Raw genomic sequence first — 16,611 nt, 5'->3', positions numbered from 1 at the left:
TGTCGACCGCTTGGCATGCTGAGAGCGGTGCCGGATCCCTACGAGCCCGCCTCGGTCGACGTCGACCGCGCGGCCGGGGTGACGATCACGTTCGCCGACGGCGTCGTCGCCCGGTTCGACCTGGCGTCGCTGCGGCTCGGGTGCCCGTGCGCGACGTGCCGGGCGCTGCGGGACCGGGGCGAGGACGTGTGGCCCCGCCCGGGCAGCCCGACCCCGCTGCGCATCGACGACGCCCGCCTCCACGGCGCCTGGGGCCTCGCCATCACCTGGAACGACGGGCACTCGACCGGGATCTACCCCTTCGACGCGCTCCGACGGTGGCACGACGGGCGGGCGCACCCGGGCTGAGCGACCGGCCGCTGGGCGGCCGTCCGCCGTCGGCGTCCGACGCCGCGGACCACCACCGCGGGCGGGAGCGCCGAACCGGGTGATCCACGGCGGGGCGCGGCGGCGAACCACGGCGCGGAACGGGACCAGCCGCACCGGGAGGGAGCCATGTCCGCCGAGAACGAGGCCGTCGTCCGCCGCTACTACGAGCAGGTGTGCAACGGGCGGGAGCTGGCGCTCGCCGCCGACCTGTTCACCACCGACCACCGCCTGCACGACCCGCAGGTGCCCGCGGCCGACGGGCCCCAGGGCATCGCCGACGCCGTGCGCGCCTACCAGGACGGGGTGGACGGGCACTGGACGGTCGAGGAGATCTTCTCCGCCGGCGACCGCGTGGTGGTCCGGTGGACGGGCAGCGGCACCCACGTCGGCGACATGAACGGGATCCCGCCGACCGGCCGGTCCATCCGGGTCGACGCCATCTCGATCCACCGCGTCGAGGACGGCAAGGTGGCCGAGACGTGGGAGGTCTGGGACACGCTCGGCTTCCTCCAGCAGCTGGGGGTGGTCCCCACCCCCGGCTGACCTACGGCGCCGGCGCTCCGGGCAGGCCGCCGGCGGCCTCGACGTCCTCCTCGTCCCACACGGTGACGCCGGCGGCCCGGAGCGCCTCCGCCGTCAGCCCCTCGCCGTCGACCCGGCGCCGGGTGAAGCTGCCGTCGTAGACCTGGTGGCAACCGCACGACGGCGACCTGGCCTTGAGGACGGCGGCCGCCGCGCCGGTGGCGGCGGCGAGGCGGACGGTGGCCGCCGCGCCCCGCTCGTAGGCGGGGGTGACGTCGGTGCCGTCGGCCGTCCGCACCCGCCCGTCGGCGACCGATCGCTCGGCCGCCGGCCGGGGCGTGGGCAGGCCGCCGGCCGTCTCCGGGCAGATCGGCACCAGCCGGTAGCCGCCGCGCAGGGCGAGCACGGCGTCGGACGGCGACGCGCCGCCCTCATGGTTGCACCGCACCCCGAGCAGGCAGGCCGACACCACGAGCGCAGGGCGGGCGGGGCGCACGGACCGGACGGTAGCGGCGGCGCCGCGCCTACCGTGCCGCCATGCCCGAATGGATCTCGCCATCCCAGTTCCACGCGTCCGACGGCATCGACGACTGGCGGGTGCTCGGGGCCGGCGTCGGCGCCCACTTCACGGCCGGCTCGCTCACCGCCGGTGCCGACCTCGTGCGGGCCGTCGCCGAGGCGGCGCGGGAGGCGGGCTGCGACCCGGCCGTGGACCTGCGGGCCGACGGCGTCACCGTCCGCCTGCCCGGCACCGAGCACGGCCTGGACGCCCGCTACGTCGACCTCGCCCGGCGCATCTCCGCCGCGGCCGGCGAGGCCGGCGCCACCGCCGACCCGGCCGCCGTGCAGGACGTGCAGACGGCCATCGACGCCATGGACATCCCGTCGGTGCGGCGGTTCTGGGCGGCCGTGCTGGCCTACGAGGAGTGGGGCGACGAGGACGTGGTCGACCCCCACCGGCAGGGCCCGCCGATCTGGTTCCAGCAGATGGACGCGCCCCGCCCGCAGCGCAACCGCATCCACTTCGACGTGTTCGTGCCCCACGACCAGGCCCAGGCCCGCATCGCCGCCGCGCTCGCGGCCGGCGGCCGGATGGTCAGCGACGCCCACGCCCCCGCTTCGTGGCTCCTCGCCGACCCCGAGGGCAACGAGGTGTGCGTGGCCACCTGGCAGGGCCGGGATTGAGCGCCCGGGCGGATCCTCCGCTTACTTCTCGCGGCGCACACCCTTGAAGGCGCCACCGCTCTTTTTCGTTTGCGTGAAACGGCCAGTAGAGCTGTCCCGCTTCGTCCACAGTCCGGTCCGTGGATTCTTCACCTGCGACCGTTGCGTGACCGCGCCGGTCCGTCCTCCGCCCTTCGCTCCGTTCTTCGCCACTATGCCTCCTCGCTAGAATCCTAGGGCGGTCAGGCCGTCATCGGCGAGCGCCCTTACGTGCTTCCAAGCGTCTTCCGCCCATGGCACGTTGGCGTTCAGAGTAACCTTTCCGACCGTAATCACCCACAACACGGCGATCGCTACGATAAGGCAGACGCGCCATCGCCACAGCAACCGCTCCGCTAGCCCGCTAGTTTCGCGCGCTAGGACGACGGCGCCTGCAAGCGTGAGCGGAAAAGTGAGCAAGGCGAGCGCATCGATCAGGTTCTGATCCTCGGGCAGCGCGAGTGCGACCCCACCCGCAACAGCAATCAGTCCAAGCAACCACCACACTAGCAGAAGTTGTGAGAGGCGAACACGAGCCGTCGTTCGGATTTCGACCAGGTACGGCCGATCTGCGTCCGAGGCATATACCGTGACAAAGTCTTCTGCTGCGCGTATGGCGTCTGCGCTCACGTCGACGCGGCCGCCGGAAACACTGAATAACTGCGGTGGGTCCAAAACGACGGCCCGGTCAATGACTCGTATCTCGATGTGAGTTGTTCTCGCGTCGCCGAAGGCGATCGTTTCCTGCCAAACAGGTGAGGGCGACCCAGTCCATGGTCGCTGATCCCGCATAGTAATCGAGACTGGTTCCTCGACCGGTCACCACATCCACCAATACCTCCCATCGGCGGCCATACTCGGCGACTAAGGCGCGTTCTTCTTGCGTCATCCGACCGACGCACCGAACGAAGTCGTCGACCAATCGGTCAATCGCCGCGGTGCTCGCTGGTCGGTATGGCATAAATGGAATCGCCAACAAGAGTAACTCAGCGGGTGAATCTGGATCTTCACCTTCCTCAAGGGCGGCAACAAGGAGCTGCTCCGGACCTCGCAGCTTGTCAATCCACCGTTGGACATCGGTTCGCGCGATCCCTAGATCAAGATCAGAGTTCAGGTAGTTTACAAGCGCCCGCTCTTTCTGTGTGACACAGGCGCGAAGCATTCGCTGTTGCAAAGCAAGATGGTGGCGCCAGGCGTCGACAGTAAAAGCGGAGATGCCGTACCATGCGGCTTCAAGCTCCGGGGCTCCACCCGACCCCTTCTCTAGTTGGCGGCTGACGTACCCCGCCTGGATGGACGCGATCTGCTCGCGCAGTAGAAGGGAACACTCGCCTCGTATGGGTCCTGAGAAGTCGAGCCCTAACAAGAGTTGCTTTGGACGGACGGTCAAGGGTAGGAGGAGCCGAACTGCACCTCGCCCCGCTTCCGGAGCAAAGCCTTCTACTACGTCGGCGGGCAGGCGAAGCTGGTAGGTCGTTGAGGCCTGAACGTGATCAACATCGCCAAGCGCGAACTTATGGACAACGCGCTCGCGCCACGTACGTGTATCATCCAGTAGCCGATAAGTTAGATCAAGGTGGTCGCGCAAGTCAGTTATACGCTCGCCGGCGTCCCTCAGGTCGCGCAGCGGCCCTGCCGAGGAAGAGCGACACAGACGCCAGAGACGAGCGACCATCGAACAATTATCGAGGACATACGCGTCGCACACGTGGATGACCGTCGAGGCGCCGGCCGCTCTGTTCGTTCGTGCCGCCAGTCCGGCGTCTCGTCGCGACGAGAACTCCGCCCTTCCGCCAGCGCAGGCTTCGACCACCGCCGGTGCGATGAGAGCGGACCGTGGTTGCTCCCGGCGGTCACGGACAATCCTGCTCTCGCCCGTAAGGGAGGACGGCGTGTCAGGTTCCTCTTGCATCGGAGCCGGACTACGCAGCAGAACAACGGCGGTGGGCGGTGGGCGCTGAGGGACTCGAACCCCCGACCGCGTCGTTGTAAGCGACGAGCTCTGACCACCTGAGCTAAGCGCCCCCGGAGGGAGGACGAGGGTAGTCCCCCGAAAAGCAGAGCGGCCCGGCGGCCGCACGAGGCGGGCCGCCGGGCCTTCTCCCCCGGCCGGGAGGGCGCTTCCGGCCGGGAGAACTCGGGGTGCCGGTCAGTCGGCCCAGTCGCCGGTCGCCTGGAGCGACTCGAAGTTCCGGACGAACTCCTGCGAGGCCGGCAGGACCGAGCCGTCGGCGAGCCGCACGGGGACGAGGAAGGCGTCGGGGGCGATGGCGCCGTCCCGCGGGTCCTCGATCACCGGGCAGATCGTGTAGCGGGGGCCGGCCGAGCCGTTGGCCGGACGACGGCGCTGGGTGACCAGGCCGGCGGCCGTCAGCGAGTCGATCTCGGAGGCGGTGCGGATGACCGGCGTGCCGTCGGCGGCGAGGCCGTTGCGGTCGGCGAGGTCGGCCAGGGTCGCACGGCCCTCGGCCGTGTCGAACGCCTTGGGCGTCCAGTTGACGAACACGTTCACCCAGAGGCCGAGCGGGTTGTTCGAGAAGTAGCCGTTGCGGAGGTCGACGACGTCCTCCTGGCGCTTGTCCAGGCTGAGCGGGTCGCCGCCGGTCTTCGGGAACAGGTAGATGGCCGACGACTCGGCGAGGGCGCGGGCCTCCTGGCCGGCGGCGTCGCGGGTGAAGCCGTTGCCGTTGAGCGACCCGGTCGGCACCCAGAAGTAGAGGTTGCCGGAGTGGTCGTAGGTCGGGATCGTCAGGGTGACCCGGACGTTGCGGTGGTTGCGGTCGGGGGCCTGGTCGACGACCGAGATGCCGTCGCTGCCGGTGACCCGGCCGAGGATCCGGCTGGGGTTGACGCCGTTGGCCTTGTAGAAGCGGTCGGTGAAGTCGAACGGCGGGGTGTTGCCGTCGGACGACGCGGTCGCCGCCCCCGACGGCGTCGCGCCGGCGAGCACGCCGGTGGCCAGCAGCAGCACGGCCAGCATGCCGGCCACTGCCCTGGCGGTAGCGGACGATCGCATGGTTCCTCCCTCGGCGACCCACCCTGGGCCGATCCGTTGTTCGGCACCGTACGACCGGGGACCACAAGCGCGGACTAAGCGCCGGCCAAGGGTGGTGCCACCCGGCGGCCGACGGCGACGAGCGCCTGGGCCGTCTCGTGCTGGAGCTCGGGCAGGTGGTCGAGGCGGAACCAGCGGGCGTCGAGGATCTCCGGGGAGCGGGGGGCGACGCCGTCGAGGTCGGTGCCGTCGACGGGCCGGGCCATGAACACCACGTCGACCCGGCGGGGCAGGGGGTCGACCACGACGGCCGGCTCGCCGACGAGGTCGACGTCGAAGCCGACCTCCTCGTGCACCTCGCGGCGGGCGGCGTCGGCCGGGGTCTCGCCCCGCTTCAGCAGGCCGCCCGGCATCCCCCACCGGTGCCGGTAGGCGAGGCGCACGAGCAGGATGCGGCCGTCGCCCCGCTCGATGGCGCACACGGCCCCGACCGTGTAGGTGGGGGCGAGCCGGCGGACGACCAGCCGCCGCCCCTGCACGGGGAGGCGGCGGTACACGCCGAGGAGGGCGCCGTGGGCGCGGTCGCGGGCGGTCACGCCACCGAGCGGCGGGCGGCGAGCGCCTCCTCCAGCACGTCCCGCGTCGCCCCCGCCACGAGCGTGCGCCGGGCGGCGTGGTCGACGACGACCAGCTCCCGCCCGAACGCATCGGCCACGCCGGCCCCGGCCTCGGAGCACACCAGCAGCCCGGCCAGCCAGTCCCAGGGTCCGTGGCCGTCGTGGCTGAAGTCGACGTAGGCGTCGAACACCCCGGACGCGACCGCGCACAGGTCGAGCGCCAGCGCGCCGAGCGAGCGGAACTGCGACCAGCCGAGGTGCTGGGGCGGCCACCCGGTCACGGCGAGGAAGGCGCCCTCCAGCCGCCGCCGGTCGGACGGCTGGACGGGCGCGCCGTCCCGCCACGCCCCGCCGCCCCGCACGGCCTCGAACCGCACCCCGGACGCGTGGTCCTGGACGACGGCCACCCGCGGCCCGTCGGCGTCGACCGCGCACAGGCTGGTGGCGAACCACGGCACGCCGGCGGCCGCGTTGGTGGACCCGTCGACGGGGTCGACGACGACGACGACGTCCCGCCCGTCGCCGTGCAGGCCGGTCTCCTCGCTGAGCACGGCGAGGCCGGCCGCGTCGAGCACGGACAGGACGGCGGCGTCGGCCACGACGTCGGACGCGTACTGGTCGGGCCGGGCGCCCGACGGGCCCCAGTCGGACAGGTCGTCGAGCGCCCGGCGCACGGCCCGCGCCGCCTCCCGCAGCACGTCGAGCAGGGCCGGGTCGTCCACGCCGGCACCCTACCGGCCGCCCCGCGCCCGGCCCGCTGGGGGGTGAGGCCACTCCTCGCTGGCCGCCGCCCGGACCTGGCAGGCTGGGGGCCCATGGCCGTCCTGGACGTCGCCGGCTTCGTCGCCGACCTGAAGGACCACGCCGTCGACCACGGCTTCCACGTCCACGACGAGCGCCACTTCGTCGAGACCTACTCGCTGCGCCAGTCCTGGGAGGTCGACCTGCACCCCGAGGAGGCGTGCGGCGGCCCGCTCGACCTCCACCTCGCGCTCGACGTCGACCCCCGCGCCCTGCTCAGCTTCGAGGACGTGGTGATGGCCCTCGAGGAGCCCGAGGAGCCCCCGGACGAGCACCACTTCCCGCTGATCTTCACCTGGGTGCTGCCGCCCCTGCCGAAGGGGCCCGACCTCCTCGTGCTGGCGACCGACCTGGCCGGCGTGGGCGGGCCGGAGCTGCCCCTCGAGGTGTCGGCCATCGACTCGTTCGCCAGCGTCACCGACGCGCCCGAGCGCAGCCTCACGATCGTCGGGCGCATCGCCGTGTCGCTGTCGAAGGTGTACCTCGGCCAGGAGCAGCTGTGCGACACGCTCGACCGCTGCCTCGCCGTCAGCCAGTACCTCCTCGAGCGGGCGCCGGCCTGGCTCGACGAGGCCTGATCGTCACGTCGGGCCGGTCGACACCACCCGGAAGCGCACGGTGCGGTGGTGCTCGCCGTCCACGAAGATCCGCACGTCGTAGGGGCCGTAGCCCGGCAGCCCGACGGCCCTGAGGTCGACGGCGGCCGGCACCGTCACCGTGTCGCCGGGCTCCAGGCTGGCCGCGTCGACCTGGAAGTCGCCGTCGACGGAGGCGAGCTCGGTCCCGTCCTGGTCGAGGACCACGACGCGCAGGCGGTGGACGTGGCTGAGGTCGACCGGCTCCTGCTCGATGAGCAGTGCCACGAACACGTTCATCGGCGCTGGCAGCTCCTGGCGCCACAGGCGGGTCACCCCGCCGGCGACGACGAACAGCACCCGGTCGCGCACCTGCGCGAAGTCGCAGAGCAGGGCCGCGCTGACGTCCACCGCGACCGGCCTACCACGCCGGAGGGTTCACGTCGGCCCGGGGAGCAGCCGATAGGGTCGCTGTGGCGCGGGCCCAGGGAGGGGTGACGTGACGATTCGAGACGACTGCGGCTGCGGTGGCGGCCGCCTGCACCGCCGGCGGTTCCTCCAGCTCGGCGCGGGGACGGCGCTCGGCGCGACGTTCCTCGGGGCCTCCGGCGGCCTCGCCGGCGCGGCGCCCCGGCCGCCTCGGTTCGGGCCGAGGATCGACCCGTACGCGGCGTACGACGGCCAGGACACCTGCGACCCGACCCCCAAGCCGGGCACCGTCGCGCTGAAGAACCTGCTGCTCGCCACCTACCCGGGCACGGTCGACTGGGGCATCTCCCGGGACTGCTCCTCCGGCGGCGTGAGCGAGCACAAGGAGGGGCGGGCCTTCGACTGGGGTGTCCCCGACGAGGCCGGCAAGCGGGCGGCGAGGAACTTCGTCACCTGGCTGCTGAAGCGCGACGAGTACGGCAACAAGGACGCCATGGCCCGCCGGCTCGGGATCATGTACCTGATCCACGACGGCAAGACCTGGCAGGCGTGGGACGCCGACGCCGGGCTCAAGCCCAGGGACTGCGACCCGCACGCCAGCTACGACGACTGCCACTTCCAGCACGTGCACTTCTCGCTCAGCTGGGACGGCGCCTACCAGCGCACGACGTGGTGGCACCCGGAGAACAGCCGCGACGGCGCCGACACCCGCTACTGGCAGGACGGCGCGGCCGGGCGGGTCGGCGGGGCCGGCGAGGCCGTTCCCTCGCAGCTGTCCTGCTGACCTGACCCGGCGTCGACCACGCCGCGTGCGACCGGTTCCTCCTTGACCGCTGCCCGCGGTCGCGGCACACTGCGGCCCGGGCGAACCAGGAGGGACAGGGCGATGCCGGCCGAGGCGAAGGGATGGCGCCGCGCGTTGCCGATGCGGTGACGGTCGTCCTCGTGCCGATCGCCGCCGCAGTGGGAGGGCCGGCGGCCGCGGCCGGCGCCCTGCCCTCCGGGTTCGTCACCGCCACCGCCGGCCCCGGTGTCAGCTCCCGATGCCGACGAAGAGGTCGTAGGCGCTGTTGGCGTCCCCGGAGGTCAGGTCGCTGTCGGTGGACTGGAACGCCACCACGGTCCCGGTCCCGTCGATGGTCGGCGAGCCGCCGCTCGACCCGCTGGCGTCCCCGCCGCCAGGGGCGACGCTGACCCTGCGGGTCGTGCCCGCCTGGAGGTCGCGCACGAAGACGTCGGAGCGGTGGTTGCCGTCGTGGGGCACCAGGTCCGCGGCATCGGTCGCGAAGGTCACGTAGCGGCCGTCGGCCGACAGGGACGGCGCGCGCTGGGTGTCGCGGTTGGCCGGCCCGCCGCGGGTGTCGACGGTGGCGAGGGCCGTCGTGCCGCCGACGACGTCCCGCACGAACACGTCCCAGGTGCCGTTCGTGTCCCCGACGACGAGCGTGTCGGCGAGCGCGTAGAACGCCACGTAGCGCCCGTCGGCGCTGATCGACGGTGCGTGGGCCCAGGTCTCGCCGTGACCGCTGAGGTCGGCGCTGACCAGCCTCGTCGTGCCCGCCGACACGTCGCGCACGTACACGTCCGAGGCGCCCTCGGCGTTGTGGCGGACCAGGTCGTCAGCCCACGAGCTGAACGCGACGTACCGGCCGCCGTCGGACACCGACGACGAGTAGCTGGGACCGTTCGGCGCCCCGCCGGCCAGGTCCACGGTCACCCTCGTCGTCGTGCCGAGGGCCCGGTCGCGAACGAAGATGTCCGACATGGTGTCGGCCGGGCCGGGCGTGAGGTCGGAGGCGGTGGACGAGAAGGCGACGTAGCGGCCGTCGGCGCTGATGCTCGGCTCATCGCTCCCGCCGTTGGCGTCGCCGCCCAGGTCGTCGACGGTCACCCGCTCCGTCGTACCGGTGCGGAGGTCGCGGACGAACACGTCCGGCCAGTGGTTGCGGTCACGGGGGACGAGGTTGCGGGCCACCGAGACGAAGGCCACGAAGCGGCCGTCGGCGCTGATGGCCGGGTCGGTGGTCGGCCCGTCGGCCTGGTCGCCCCGCCAGCCGACGCTCACGAGCGTCGTGGTCCGGGCCCCGAGGTCACGCACGAACACGTCGTCGACGGCGTCGACGTCGCCGGGCACGAGGTCGGAGGCCACCGAGGTGAACGCGACGAAGCGGCCGTCGCGGCTGACGCTCGGGGACCAGCTGTCGCCGTCGGCCTCGCCGCCGTCGTGGTCGACGGTGACCCGGACGACGAGCGGGGTGGCCGCGGTCCCGGCGGCTCCCGCGGGACCGCCTCCCGTCAGGGCCAGGCCGGCGACGACGGCCGCGGCCGTCCGGATCGTCGATCGTCGATCGGACATGGGGGCTCCCCCTCTTCGGGGGACTGCACCGGCACGTCCGCATCAGCGGCAGCCAGGCCCCCGCAGGACCGCCGTCCGCCCCGCCGAGCGTACACCCCCCTCGGGGCAAAAGGCGCGATTCGTGAAGAAGCCACCGGCCTGGGGCGACGCCGCCGTGGTGGAATGCGGGCGTGGACGTCGCCGCCCTGCTGCTGGAGCTGTTCGGACGGGTGCCGCCGCTGGCCGAGGCGGCGGTCGACGGGCTCGACACCGACGCGCTGACGGCCCGGCCGGCGCCGGGCGCCAACCCGGTCGGCTGGCTCGTGTGGCACCTCGCCAGGGTCCAGGACCACCACCTCGCCGAGCTGCTCGGCGAGGACCAGGTGTGGGTGGGCGGCGACTGGGCCGCCCGCTGCGGCCTCGACCCCGACCCGTCGAACACCGGCTACGGGCACTCGGAGGACGAGGTGGCGGCCGTGCGGCCCGAGGGCGCCGGCGTGCTCCTCGACTACCTCGACGCCGTCCACGCGAGGACGACCGCCATGCTCGCCGGCCTGGCCGCGGACGACCTCGACCGGGTCGTCGACCGCCGCTGGGACCCGCCGGTGACCCTCGGCGTCCGCCTGGTGAGCGTGGCCGACGACGCCCTCCAACACGCCGGCCAGGCCGCCTACGCCCGCGGCCTGCTGCAACGCTGACCGACACCGTTTAGCAATCAACTCTCCGTGCGGGGTCGCCGATTGAGGGCGGGTGACCCGTGCCGCCGCCTTCGCCGCCGCCTGCTGCCTACTCGTCGCCTCGCTCGTCGCCGGCGCCTCGCCGAGCGGGGCCGCGAGCGCCACCGCGACGGCGACGGCCACCGCCGCCCGGACGTTCTACGTCGACTGCGCGGCCGGGTCGGACACGGCCGCCGGCACGTCGACGTCGACGGCGTGGCGCACGCTCGACCGGGTCAACCGCCAGGCGCTCCTCCCCGGCGACCGCGTCCGGCTGAAGCGCACGTGCGTGTTCGACGGGCAGCGCCTGCTGGTCACGGCGTCGGGCACGAGCACGGCGCCGATCACGATCACCGCCTACGGCAGTGGCACCCGGCCGACCATCCGCAACGGGCTCAACCAGGACGTGCTCGTGTCCGGGTCGTGGGTCGTCGTCGAGTACCTGATCCTCACCCACACGCCCCGCCAGACGACGGCCTGCGGCCAGCCCATCGGCATCTACTACGGGGTCAACCTCGTCGCCGGCTCCCACGACGTGGTCGTGCACGACAACCTCGTCAGCGGCGCGCAGGCCGGCGTCCACCTGGCCGAGGGGTCGTGGGGCAACCACGTGGTCGCCAACACGATCACCGGCAACAACGTGCTCGACGCCTTCCACGCCAACCCGGCCCAGGACCTCGGCGCCTGGGGGGTGCTGGTCAACGGCGACCGCAGCGAGGTCGCCTGGAACACGTTCCGCGACAACCGGGCCGTCTGCTCGAACCAGGGCTACAAGCTCATGAGCAACACGGTCGAGGTGTACGGCGGCGTCGGCAACGTCGTCCACCACAACCGCTCCACCGGCGAGCGGGTGTTCTCCGAGCTCGGCGGGACGGCCGCCAACCCGGCCGGCGACACGGTCTTCGCCTACAACGAGTTCGTCTCGACCCTGGCCGACTCCCGCTTCGTCGTCACGCGGGGGGCGCAGGACACCCTGTACGGGCCGGTGACGTCCACGACCGTCGTCCACAACACCACGTACCAGACCGGGCCGAGGAGCCAGGGCGTGGTCTGCATCCTCGGGTGCAGCCCGTCGGTGCTGACCATGCAGGGCAACGTCGTGTGGGCCGAGGAGAAGTCGGTCTACGCGGACGCGGCGTTCTCCGAGTCGGGCGACGTGTTCTGGAACACGGCGGGGGCCCCGTTCGTGCAGATGCCGGCGCCCCTCTCCCCCACCTCGGTGGCCGCCGACCCCCGGTTCACCAGCCGGGCGACCGGCGTCCTCTCGCTGGCCGCCGGCAGCCCGGCGGTCGACCGGGTGCCCGAGGCCGCGCCCCTGCCGTTCGCCGCCGGCGACGCCGACCTGCTTCACGTGCCCGTCCCGCAGGGTGGCGCGAGGGACGCCGGGAGCTACGAACAACTGCCCTGACAGTTCGGGGAATTTAGGGGTAGAGATGCCGCGGTGGCGAACCGCTGGGAGGTCGGCGCCCCCGCGCTCCTGACCGTGAACGAGCCCCCGACGGGCTGGCCCGCGCCCGGGCTCGGGGAGGTCCACCAGTACCGGGAGCTCCTCTACTTCTTCACCTGGCGGGACGTGAAGGTCCGCTACAAGCAGACCGCGCTCGGCGCGGCGTGGGCGATCCTCCAGCCCGTCCTCGCCATGGTCATCTTCACGCTGATCTTCGGACGGCTGGCCCGCCTCGACTCCGACGGCGTGCCCTACCCGCTCTTCGCCTACGCCGCGCTGGTGCCGTGGACGTTCTTCTCCAACGCCGTCACCCAGGGCGCCAACAGCCTCGTCCAGAACGAGCGCATCATCACCAAGATCTACTTCCCCCGGCTGATCCTCCCGATGGCCAGCGTGGTCGCCGTCCTCGTCGACCTCGCCCTGTCGGCCGTCGTGCTCGTCGGGCTGATGCTCTGGTACGGGGTGGCGCCGGGGGTCGCCGCGCTGACCCTCCCGCTGTTCGTCCTCCTCGCCGCCGTGACGGCGTGCGGCGTCGGCTTCTTCCTCTCCGCCGTCAACGTGCGCTACCGCGACGTCCGCTACTTCCTGCCCTTCCTCGTGCAGCTGTGGCTGTTCGTCACGCCGGTCGTCTACTCGGCCGACCTCGTCCCGCCCGGCTGGCAGTTCGTCTACGGGCTGAACCCGATGGTCGGCGCCGTCGAGGGCTTCCGCTGGGCGCTGCTCGGCACCGACGGCCTCGACCTCGGCGCGCTCGCCTCGTCGGTCGTCACCTCCACCGTCATCCTCCTGGTCGGTCTCGTCACCTTCCGGCGGATGGAGATCACGTTCGCGGACGAGGTGTGACCGTGGCGGAGCCGGCGGTGCGCGTCGAGGACCTCGGGAAGCGGTACGCGCTCGGCGAGCGCGAGCAGTACCTCGCGCTGCGGGACGTGCTGGCGCGCGCCCCGGGCCGCCTGGCCGGCCGGCTGCGCCGGGGCCGGGAGGCCGGCCCCCGCGAGCGGCCCCACGCCTGGGCGCTGCGCCACCTCACCTTCGACGTCCACCACGGCGAGGTCGTCGGCGTCATCGGCAACAACGGGGCCGGCAAGAGCACGCTGCTGAAGCTGCTCAGCCGCATCACGTACCCGACCGAGGGCCGGGCCGTCATGCGGGGCCGGGTCGGCTCGCTGCTCGAGGTCGGCAGCGGCTTCCACCCCGAGCTCACCGGGGCCGAGAACATCCTCCTGAACGGCGCCATCCTCGGCATGCGCAAGGCCGAGGTCGACCGTCGCTTCGACGAGATCGTCGAGTTCTCGGGCGTGTCGGAGTTCCTGAGCACGCCGGTGAAGCGGTACTCGACCGGGATGTACATGCGGCTGGCGTTTGCCGTGGCCGCCCACCTCGAGCCCGAGATCCTCGTCGTCGACGAGGTGCTGGCCGTGGGCGACGCCGAGTTCCAGCGCAAGTGCCTCGGCCGCATGCGGGAGCTGGCCGGCGGCCAGGGCCGCACCGTCCTGTTCGTCAGCCACAACATGGACGCCGTCCAGCAGCTGTGCAGCCGCACGATCTGGCTGGAGGGCGGCCGCCTGGTGGCCGACGGCCCGAGCGACGAGGTCGTCCCCCGCTACCTCTCGGCGGTGGCCGAGGAGACCACGGCCGGGAGCTGGGTGACGGTCGACGACGCCAACCGGGCCGGGAGCGGCGAGGCCCGGTTCGCGGCGCTGCGCTACCGGGGCATCGGCGCCGGCGGCGACCTGCTCCCCCGGGTGGGCGGGCCGCTCGAGGTCGACCTCGTCATCGAGGCGACGAAGCCCGTGCGGGTCGGCAGCCTGGCCGTGTTCCTCTCGACGATGGGCGGCACCAAGCTGGTCAACGCCGACCCCGTGGTCGGCCACGACCTGCCCCTCGAGCTGCCGGCCGGCCGCAGCGAGTGGCGCCTGGTGATCCGCAACGTCCACCTGAGCGCGGGCACCTACCGGCTCGGCCTCTGGGTCGCGCGAGGCCGGGGCGACCGGGCCTGGTCGGTGTACGACCGGGTCGACGCCGCCTGCGACCTCGTCGTGAGCGACCCGCCGGGCGAGGGGCCGGTGGTCGGCAGGGGCCTCGTCCCCTGCGAGTTCGAGCTCACCGCGCTGGGCGCCGGCGGCGGCGACGTGGCCAGGCCGGCGGGCTGACGGTGGCCGCGCCGACCGACGTCGCCGCCCTCGTCGTCACCTACCGGGCCGGCGAGGCGCTCCACGAGTGCCTGGCCTCGCTGCGCCGGGCCGGCGCCGGCCAGGTGCTGGTGGCGGACAACGGCGACGACGGCGCCGGCGACGCCGTCCTGGCCCGGTTCCCCGAGGTCGCCTACCGCGCCTTCCCCGACAACCCGGGCTACGGCGAGGCGGCCAACCGCCTCCTGGCCGAGTGCACGGCCCCGTACGCGCTGGTGCTGAACGCCGACACGGCGGTGCAGCCCGGCGCGCTGGAGGCGCTGGCCCGCCACCTCGACGACCACCCGAGGGCGGCCGTCGTCGGCCCCCGGCTCGTCCACCCCGACGGCGCCCTCCAGCCGTCCTGCTACCCCGACCCGTCCCCGTGGGAGCTGTTCCTCGAGGAGAGCCGCCTCGGCGAGGTGCTGCCCCGGCGCCGGTCGCTGCGCCGGTGGGCGCACGACGAGGCTCGGGCCGTGCCGTGGGTGCTCGGCGCCGCGCTCGCCCTACGGGTGAAGGCGGTGGCCGAGGTCGACGGCTTCGACCCCGGCTACTTCCTGTACTACGAGGAGGTCGACCTCTGCCACCGGCTGCGGCGGGCCGGCTGGGAGGTGCACTTCCAGCCGGCCGCCGTCGTCACCCACCACGGCGGGGTCAGCACGTCCCAGGAGCCGGGGCGCTCGACCACCACCCTGTTCACGAGCGCGGCCCGCTTCCACGACCTGCACGGCACCCCGGCCGACCGCCTCGGCCTGCGGGCCGCCGTCGGCGCGGTCATGGTCGCCCGCCTGGCCCGCGACACGGTCCGCCGGCGGGACGACGCCGCGGCCGTGTGGCGGCGGGTGCTGGCCGACGCGGCGAAGGGGTGGCCGCGCTCGGGCCCGCCCCGCCGCTCCCCCCGGCCCCGCCGCCGGGTCCTCCACGTCGCGCCGTTCGTGCCCGACGTGGACGGGGCCCACGGCGCCAGCCGGGTGCTCGGCGGGCTGCTCGACGCCACCGCCGACCGCCACGACGTGGGCCTCGTCCACCTCCAGGGCCCCGAGGAGCCCGACCTCGCCCCCGCCCTCGCCGACCGGCTCGCCGTCGTCCGCTCGGTGCCCCGGCCGGCGCCCCGCCAGCCGGGCGACGGCCGCCTCGGCGTGCTGGCCGGGCTGCTGCGGGGCCGGCCCATGTGGGCCCACGACTGGTGGGTGCCGGCCATGGCCGACGAGGTCGCCACGGTGGTCGAGGAGTGGCGGCCCGACGTCGTCCACGTCGACCTCGTGGTGATGGCCCCCTACCTGCGGGCCGTGCCGAGGAGCGCCACCGTCACGGTGCTGACCGACCACGACCCGCCGGTGCCGGCCGCCGTGGCCGCCTGCCGGCAGCACCGCGGCGCCCGGCTGCTGGCCCACGCGGCCGACGTCGTCGCCTGGTGGTGGACCGAGCGGTCGGCGCTGCGCTCGGTCGACGCGCTGGTCGTGTTCACCGAGGCCGACCGGCAGCGGCTGGCCGGGATGGCCGGCCGGACGCCGGTCGTCACCATCCCGCTCGCCGTGCGCATCCCCGAGCGCCCGCTCGACCCGCTCGGCACCGACCCGTGCGGCGTGGTGTTCGTGGGCGGCGCCCACCACCCGCCCAACGTCGACGCCGTCCACCGGCTCACCACCGGCGTCCTCCCCCGCCTGGTCGAGGCCGTGCCCGACGTGCGGCTGTACGTGGTCGGCTCCCATCCCGACGGGTCGGTGGCGGCCGGCGACCACGTGGTGCTCACCGGCCGGGTCGACGACGTCGGCCCGTGGCTCGACCGGGCGGCCGTGGTCGTCGCGCCGATGCGCCTCGGCGGCGGCATGCGGGTGAAGGTGCTCGACGCGCTGGCCGCCGGCAAGGCGGTGGTCGCCACGCCGGTGGCGCTGGCCGGCCTGGACGTGGCCGAGGCCGGCGGGGCGGTGGCGGCCGAGACCGACGCCGAGCTGGCCGACGCCGTCGCCGCCCTGCTCCTCGACCCGGCCCGCCGGGTCGAGGTGGCGACGCGGGCGAGGGCGTGGGCCGAGGCCAACCTCACGTGGTCGTCCCGCGCCGACGGGTACGAGCGGCTGCACGACCGGGTCCTCGGGGCGGCCCGGTGACCGCGGCCGCCCCGACGACCGTGCCCGTCGGCCTGCTGCGCCGGCTCGACTGGCGGTTCCTCCTGCCCCGGCCGCCGTCGGGCCGGTTCGACCGGCTGGTGCTGCTCGGGGCGGGCGACGACCTGGCCGGCGCGGCCGCCGCCGCCGGGCTCGCCCGGTCGGTGGCGACGGCCCTGCCCGCCGGCGGGACCGTCGACGCCGTGGCCGTGCTGGCCGGCGCCGACCCGCCCGCCGCCCGGGTGGCGGCCGCGCTGGCGCCCGGCGGCGTCGTGTACTGGGAGACCGACCGGCGCCGGCCCGGCTGCCGCCGCCGCACCCCCGCC

18 protein-coding genes and 1 tRNA gene are annotated in these 16,611 nt (G+C 73.8%); 11 read left to right on the top strand and 8 right to left on the bottom strand.

The genetic code is table 11. The features are described from left to right. Positions 1-27 precede the first annotated feature (27 nt). Positions 28-348 (top strand): DUF971 domain-containing protein, encoded by a 321-nt coding sequence (locus tag VGB14_17720; GenBank protein ID HEX9994771.1) that lies wholly within the window; start codon positions 28-30, stop codon positions 346-348. A gap of 147 nt (positions 349-495) precedes the next feature. Beyond that, positions 496-912 (top strand): ester cyclase, encoded by a 417-nt coding sequence (locus tag VGB14_17715; protein ID HEX9994770.1) that lies wholly within the window; start codon positions 496-498, stop codon positions 910-912. 1 nt (position 913) lies between these two features. Here VGB14_17715 and VGB14_17710 read toward each other — a convergent pair whose 3' ends face one another. Then, positions 914-1,387 carry a DUF523 domain-containing protein gene (locus tag VGB14_17710; GenBank protein HEX9994769.1) on the bottom strand — a complete coding sequence of 158 codons (474 nt, stop codon included), beginning with the start codon at positions 1,385-1,387 and terminating at the stop codon, positions 914-916. Positions 1,388-1,428: 41 nt separating this feature from the next. Between VGB14_17710 and VGB14_17705 the strand changes: the two genes are divergently transcribed. Then, positions 1,429-2,076 (top strand): VOC family protein, encoded by a 648-nt coding sequence (locus VGB14_17705; GenBank protein HEX9994768.1) that lies wholly within the window; start codon positions 1,429-1,431, stop codon positions 2,074-2,076. A gap of 204 nt (positions 2,077-2,280) precedes the next feature. On the opposite strand, the gene VGB14_17700 is transcribed toward VGB14_17705, so the two are convergent. From VGB14_17700 to VGB14_17680, 5 genes are all read right to left on the bottom strand, one after another. Then, complete coding sequence (locus VGB14_17700) at positions 2,281-2,724, bottom strand: hypothetical protein (protein ID HEX9994767.1); 444 nt, start codon at positions 2,722-2,724, stop codon at positions 2,281-2,283. A gap of 1,321 nt (positions 2,725-4,045) precedes the next feature. Continuing rightward, a tRNA-Val gene (locus VGB14_17695) sits at positions 4,046-4,119 on the bottom strand. Positions 4,120-4,243: 124 nt separating this feature from the next. After that, positions 4,244-5,110, bottom strand: coding sequence for a hypothetical protein (locus VGB14_17690; GenBank protein ID HEX9994766.1), 867 nt, complete (start codon positions 5,108-5,110; stop codon positions 4,244-4,246). Between the two features lie 74 nt (positions 5,111-5,184). After that, positions 5,185-5,685, bottom strand: a complete 501-nt coding sequence (locus tag VGB14_17685) for an NUDIX hydrolase (GenBank protein HEX9994765.1) — start codon at positions 5,683-5,685, stop codon at positions 5,185-5,187. Then, positions 5,682-6,428, bottom strand: a complete 747-nt coding sequence (locus VGB14_17680) for an inositol monophosphatase family protein (GenBank protein ID HEX9994764.1) — start codon at positions 6,426-6,428, stop codon at positions 5,682-5,684. The genes VGB14_17685 and VGB14_17680 overlap by 4 nt, the downstream gene beginning before the upstream one ends. Positions 6,429-6,521: 93 nt before the next feature. Between VGB14_17680 and VGB14_17675 the strand changes: the two genes are divergently transcribed. Then, positions 6,522-7,085 (top strand): hypothetical protein, encoded by a 564-nt coding sequence (locus VGB14_17675; GenBank protein HEX9994763.1) that lies wholly within the window; start codon positions 6,522-6,524, stop codon positions 7,083-7,085. 3 nt (positions 7,086-7,088) lie between these two features. On the opposite strand, the gene VGB14_17670 is transcribed toward VGB14_17675, so the two are convergent. Next, the gene (locus VGB14_17670; GenBank protein ID HEX9994762.1) at positions 7,089-7,493 is read right to left on the bottom strand and encodes a hypothetical protein; all 405 of its coding nucleotides are present in this window, start codon (positions 7,491-7,493) and stop codon (positions 7,089-7,091) included. Between the two features lie 88 nt (positions 7,494-7,581). Here VGB14_17670 and VGB14_17665 point away from each other — a divergent pair, with 88 nt between their 5' ends. Continuing rightward, the gene (locus VGB14_17665; protein HEX9994761.1) at positions 7,582-8,295 is read left to right on the top strand and encodes a hypothetical protein; all 714 of its coding nucleotides are present in this window, start codon (positions 7,582-7,584) and stop codon (positions 8,293-8,295) included. 249 nt (positions 8,296-8,544) lie between these two features. On the opposite strand, the gene VGB14_17660 is transcribed toward VGB14_17665, so the two are convergent. Further along, on the bottom strand, positions 8,545-9,867 hold the full coding sequence (locus VGB14_17660) for a hypothetical protein (GenBank protein ID HEX9994760.1): 1,323 nt from the start codon (positions 9,865-9,867) through the stop codon (positions 8,545-8,547). 170 nt (positions 9,868-10,037) lie between these two features. Here VGB14_17660 and VGB14_17655 point away from each other — a divergent pair, with 170 nt between their 5' ends. The 6 genes from VGB14_17655 to VGB14_17630 form a co-directional block, all read left to right on the top strand. Next, a complete protein-coding gene (locus VGB14_17655; GenBank protein ID HEX9994759.1) occupies positions 10,038-10,544 on the top strand; it encodes a DinB family protein in 507 nt (168 codons plus the stop codon). Between the two features lie 52 nt (positions 10,545-10,596). Continuing rightward, a complete protein-coding gene (locus tag VGB14_17650; protein HEX9994758.1) occupies positions 10,597-11,970 on the top strand; it encodes a hypothetical protein in 1,374 nt (457 codons plus the stop codon). 33 nt (positions 11,971-12,003) lie between these two features. Next, positions 12,004-12,852, top strand: a complete 849-nt coding sequence (locus VGB14_17645) for an ABC transporter permease (protein ID HEX9994757.1) — start codon at positions 12,004-12,006, stop codon at positions 12,850-12,852. 2 nt (positions 12,853-12,854) lie between these two features. Next, the gene (locus VGB14_17640) at positions 12,855-14,162 is read left to right on the top strand and encodes a polysaccharide ABC transporter ATP-binding protein (GenBank protein HEX9994756.1); all 1,308 of its coding nucleotides are present in this window, start codon (positions 12,855-12,857) and stop codon (positions 14,160-14,162) included. Positions 14,163-14,164: 2 nt separating this feature from the next. Then, positions 14,165-16,288, top strand: coding sequence for a glycosyltransferase (locus VGB14_17635; GenBank protein ID HEX9994755.1), 2,124 nt, complete (start codon positions 14,165-14,167; stop codon positions 16,286-16,288). Beyond that, on the top strand, positions 16,285-16,611 hold a 327-nt coding region (locus VGB14_17630), incomplete at its 3' end, for a hypothetical protein (protein ID HEX9994754.1). The genes VGB14_17635 and VGB14_17630, both read left to right, overlap by 4 nt.

The sequence above is a fragment of the Acidimicrobiales bacterium genome (assembly GCA_036399815.1).
In the GTDB taxonomy this organism is placed as follows: Bacteria; Actinomycetota; Acidimicrobiia; order Acidimicrobiales; family DASWMK01; genus DASWMK01.
This window is presented reverse-complemented; position numbering and strand designations above follow the sequence as displayed.

Excerpts from the sequence above, each read along its gene's own strand:
- VGB14_17715 (HEX9994770.1), top strand. The coding sequence starts at position 496 with ATGTCCGCCGAGAACGAGGCCGTCGTCCGCCGCTACTACGAGCAGGTG.
- VGB14_17705 (HEX9994768.1), top strand. The coding sequence starts at position 1,429 with ATGCCCGAATGGATCTCGCCATCCCAGTTCCACGCGTCCGACGGCATC.
- VGB14_17690 (HEX9994766.1), bottom strand. The coding sequence starts at position 5,110 with ATGCGATCGTCCGCTACCGCCAGGGCAGTGGCCGGCATGCTGGCCGTG.
- VGB14_17675 (HEX9994763.1), top strand. The coding sequence starts at position 6,522 with ATGGCCGTCCTGGACGTCGCCGGCTTCGTCGCCGACCTGAAGGACCAC.
- VGB14_17660 (HEX9994760.1), bottom strand. The coding sequence starts at position 9,867 with ATGTCCGATCGACGATCGACGATCCGGACGGCCGCGGCCGTCGTCGCC.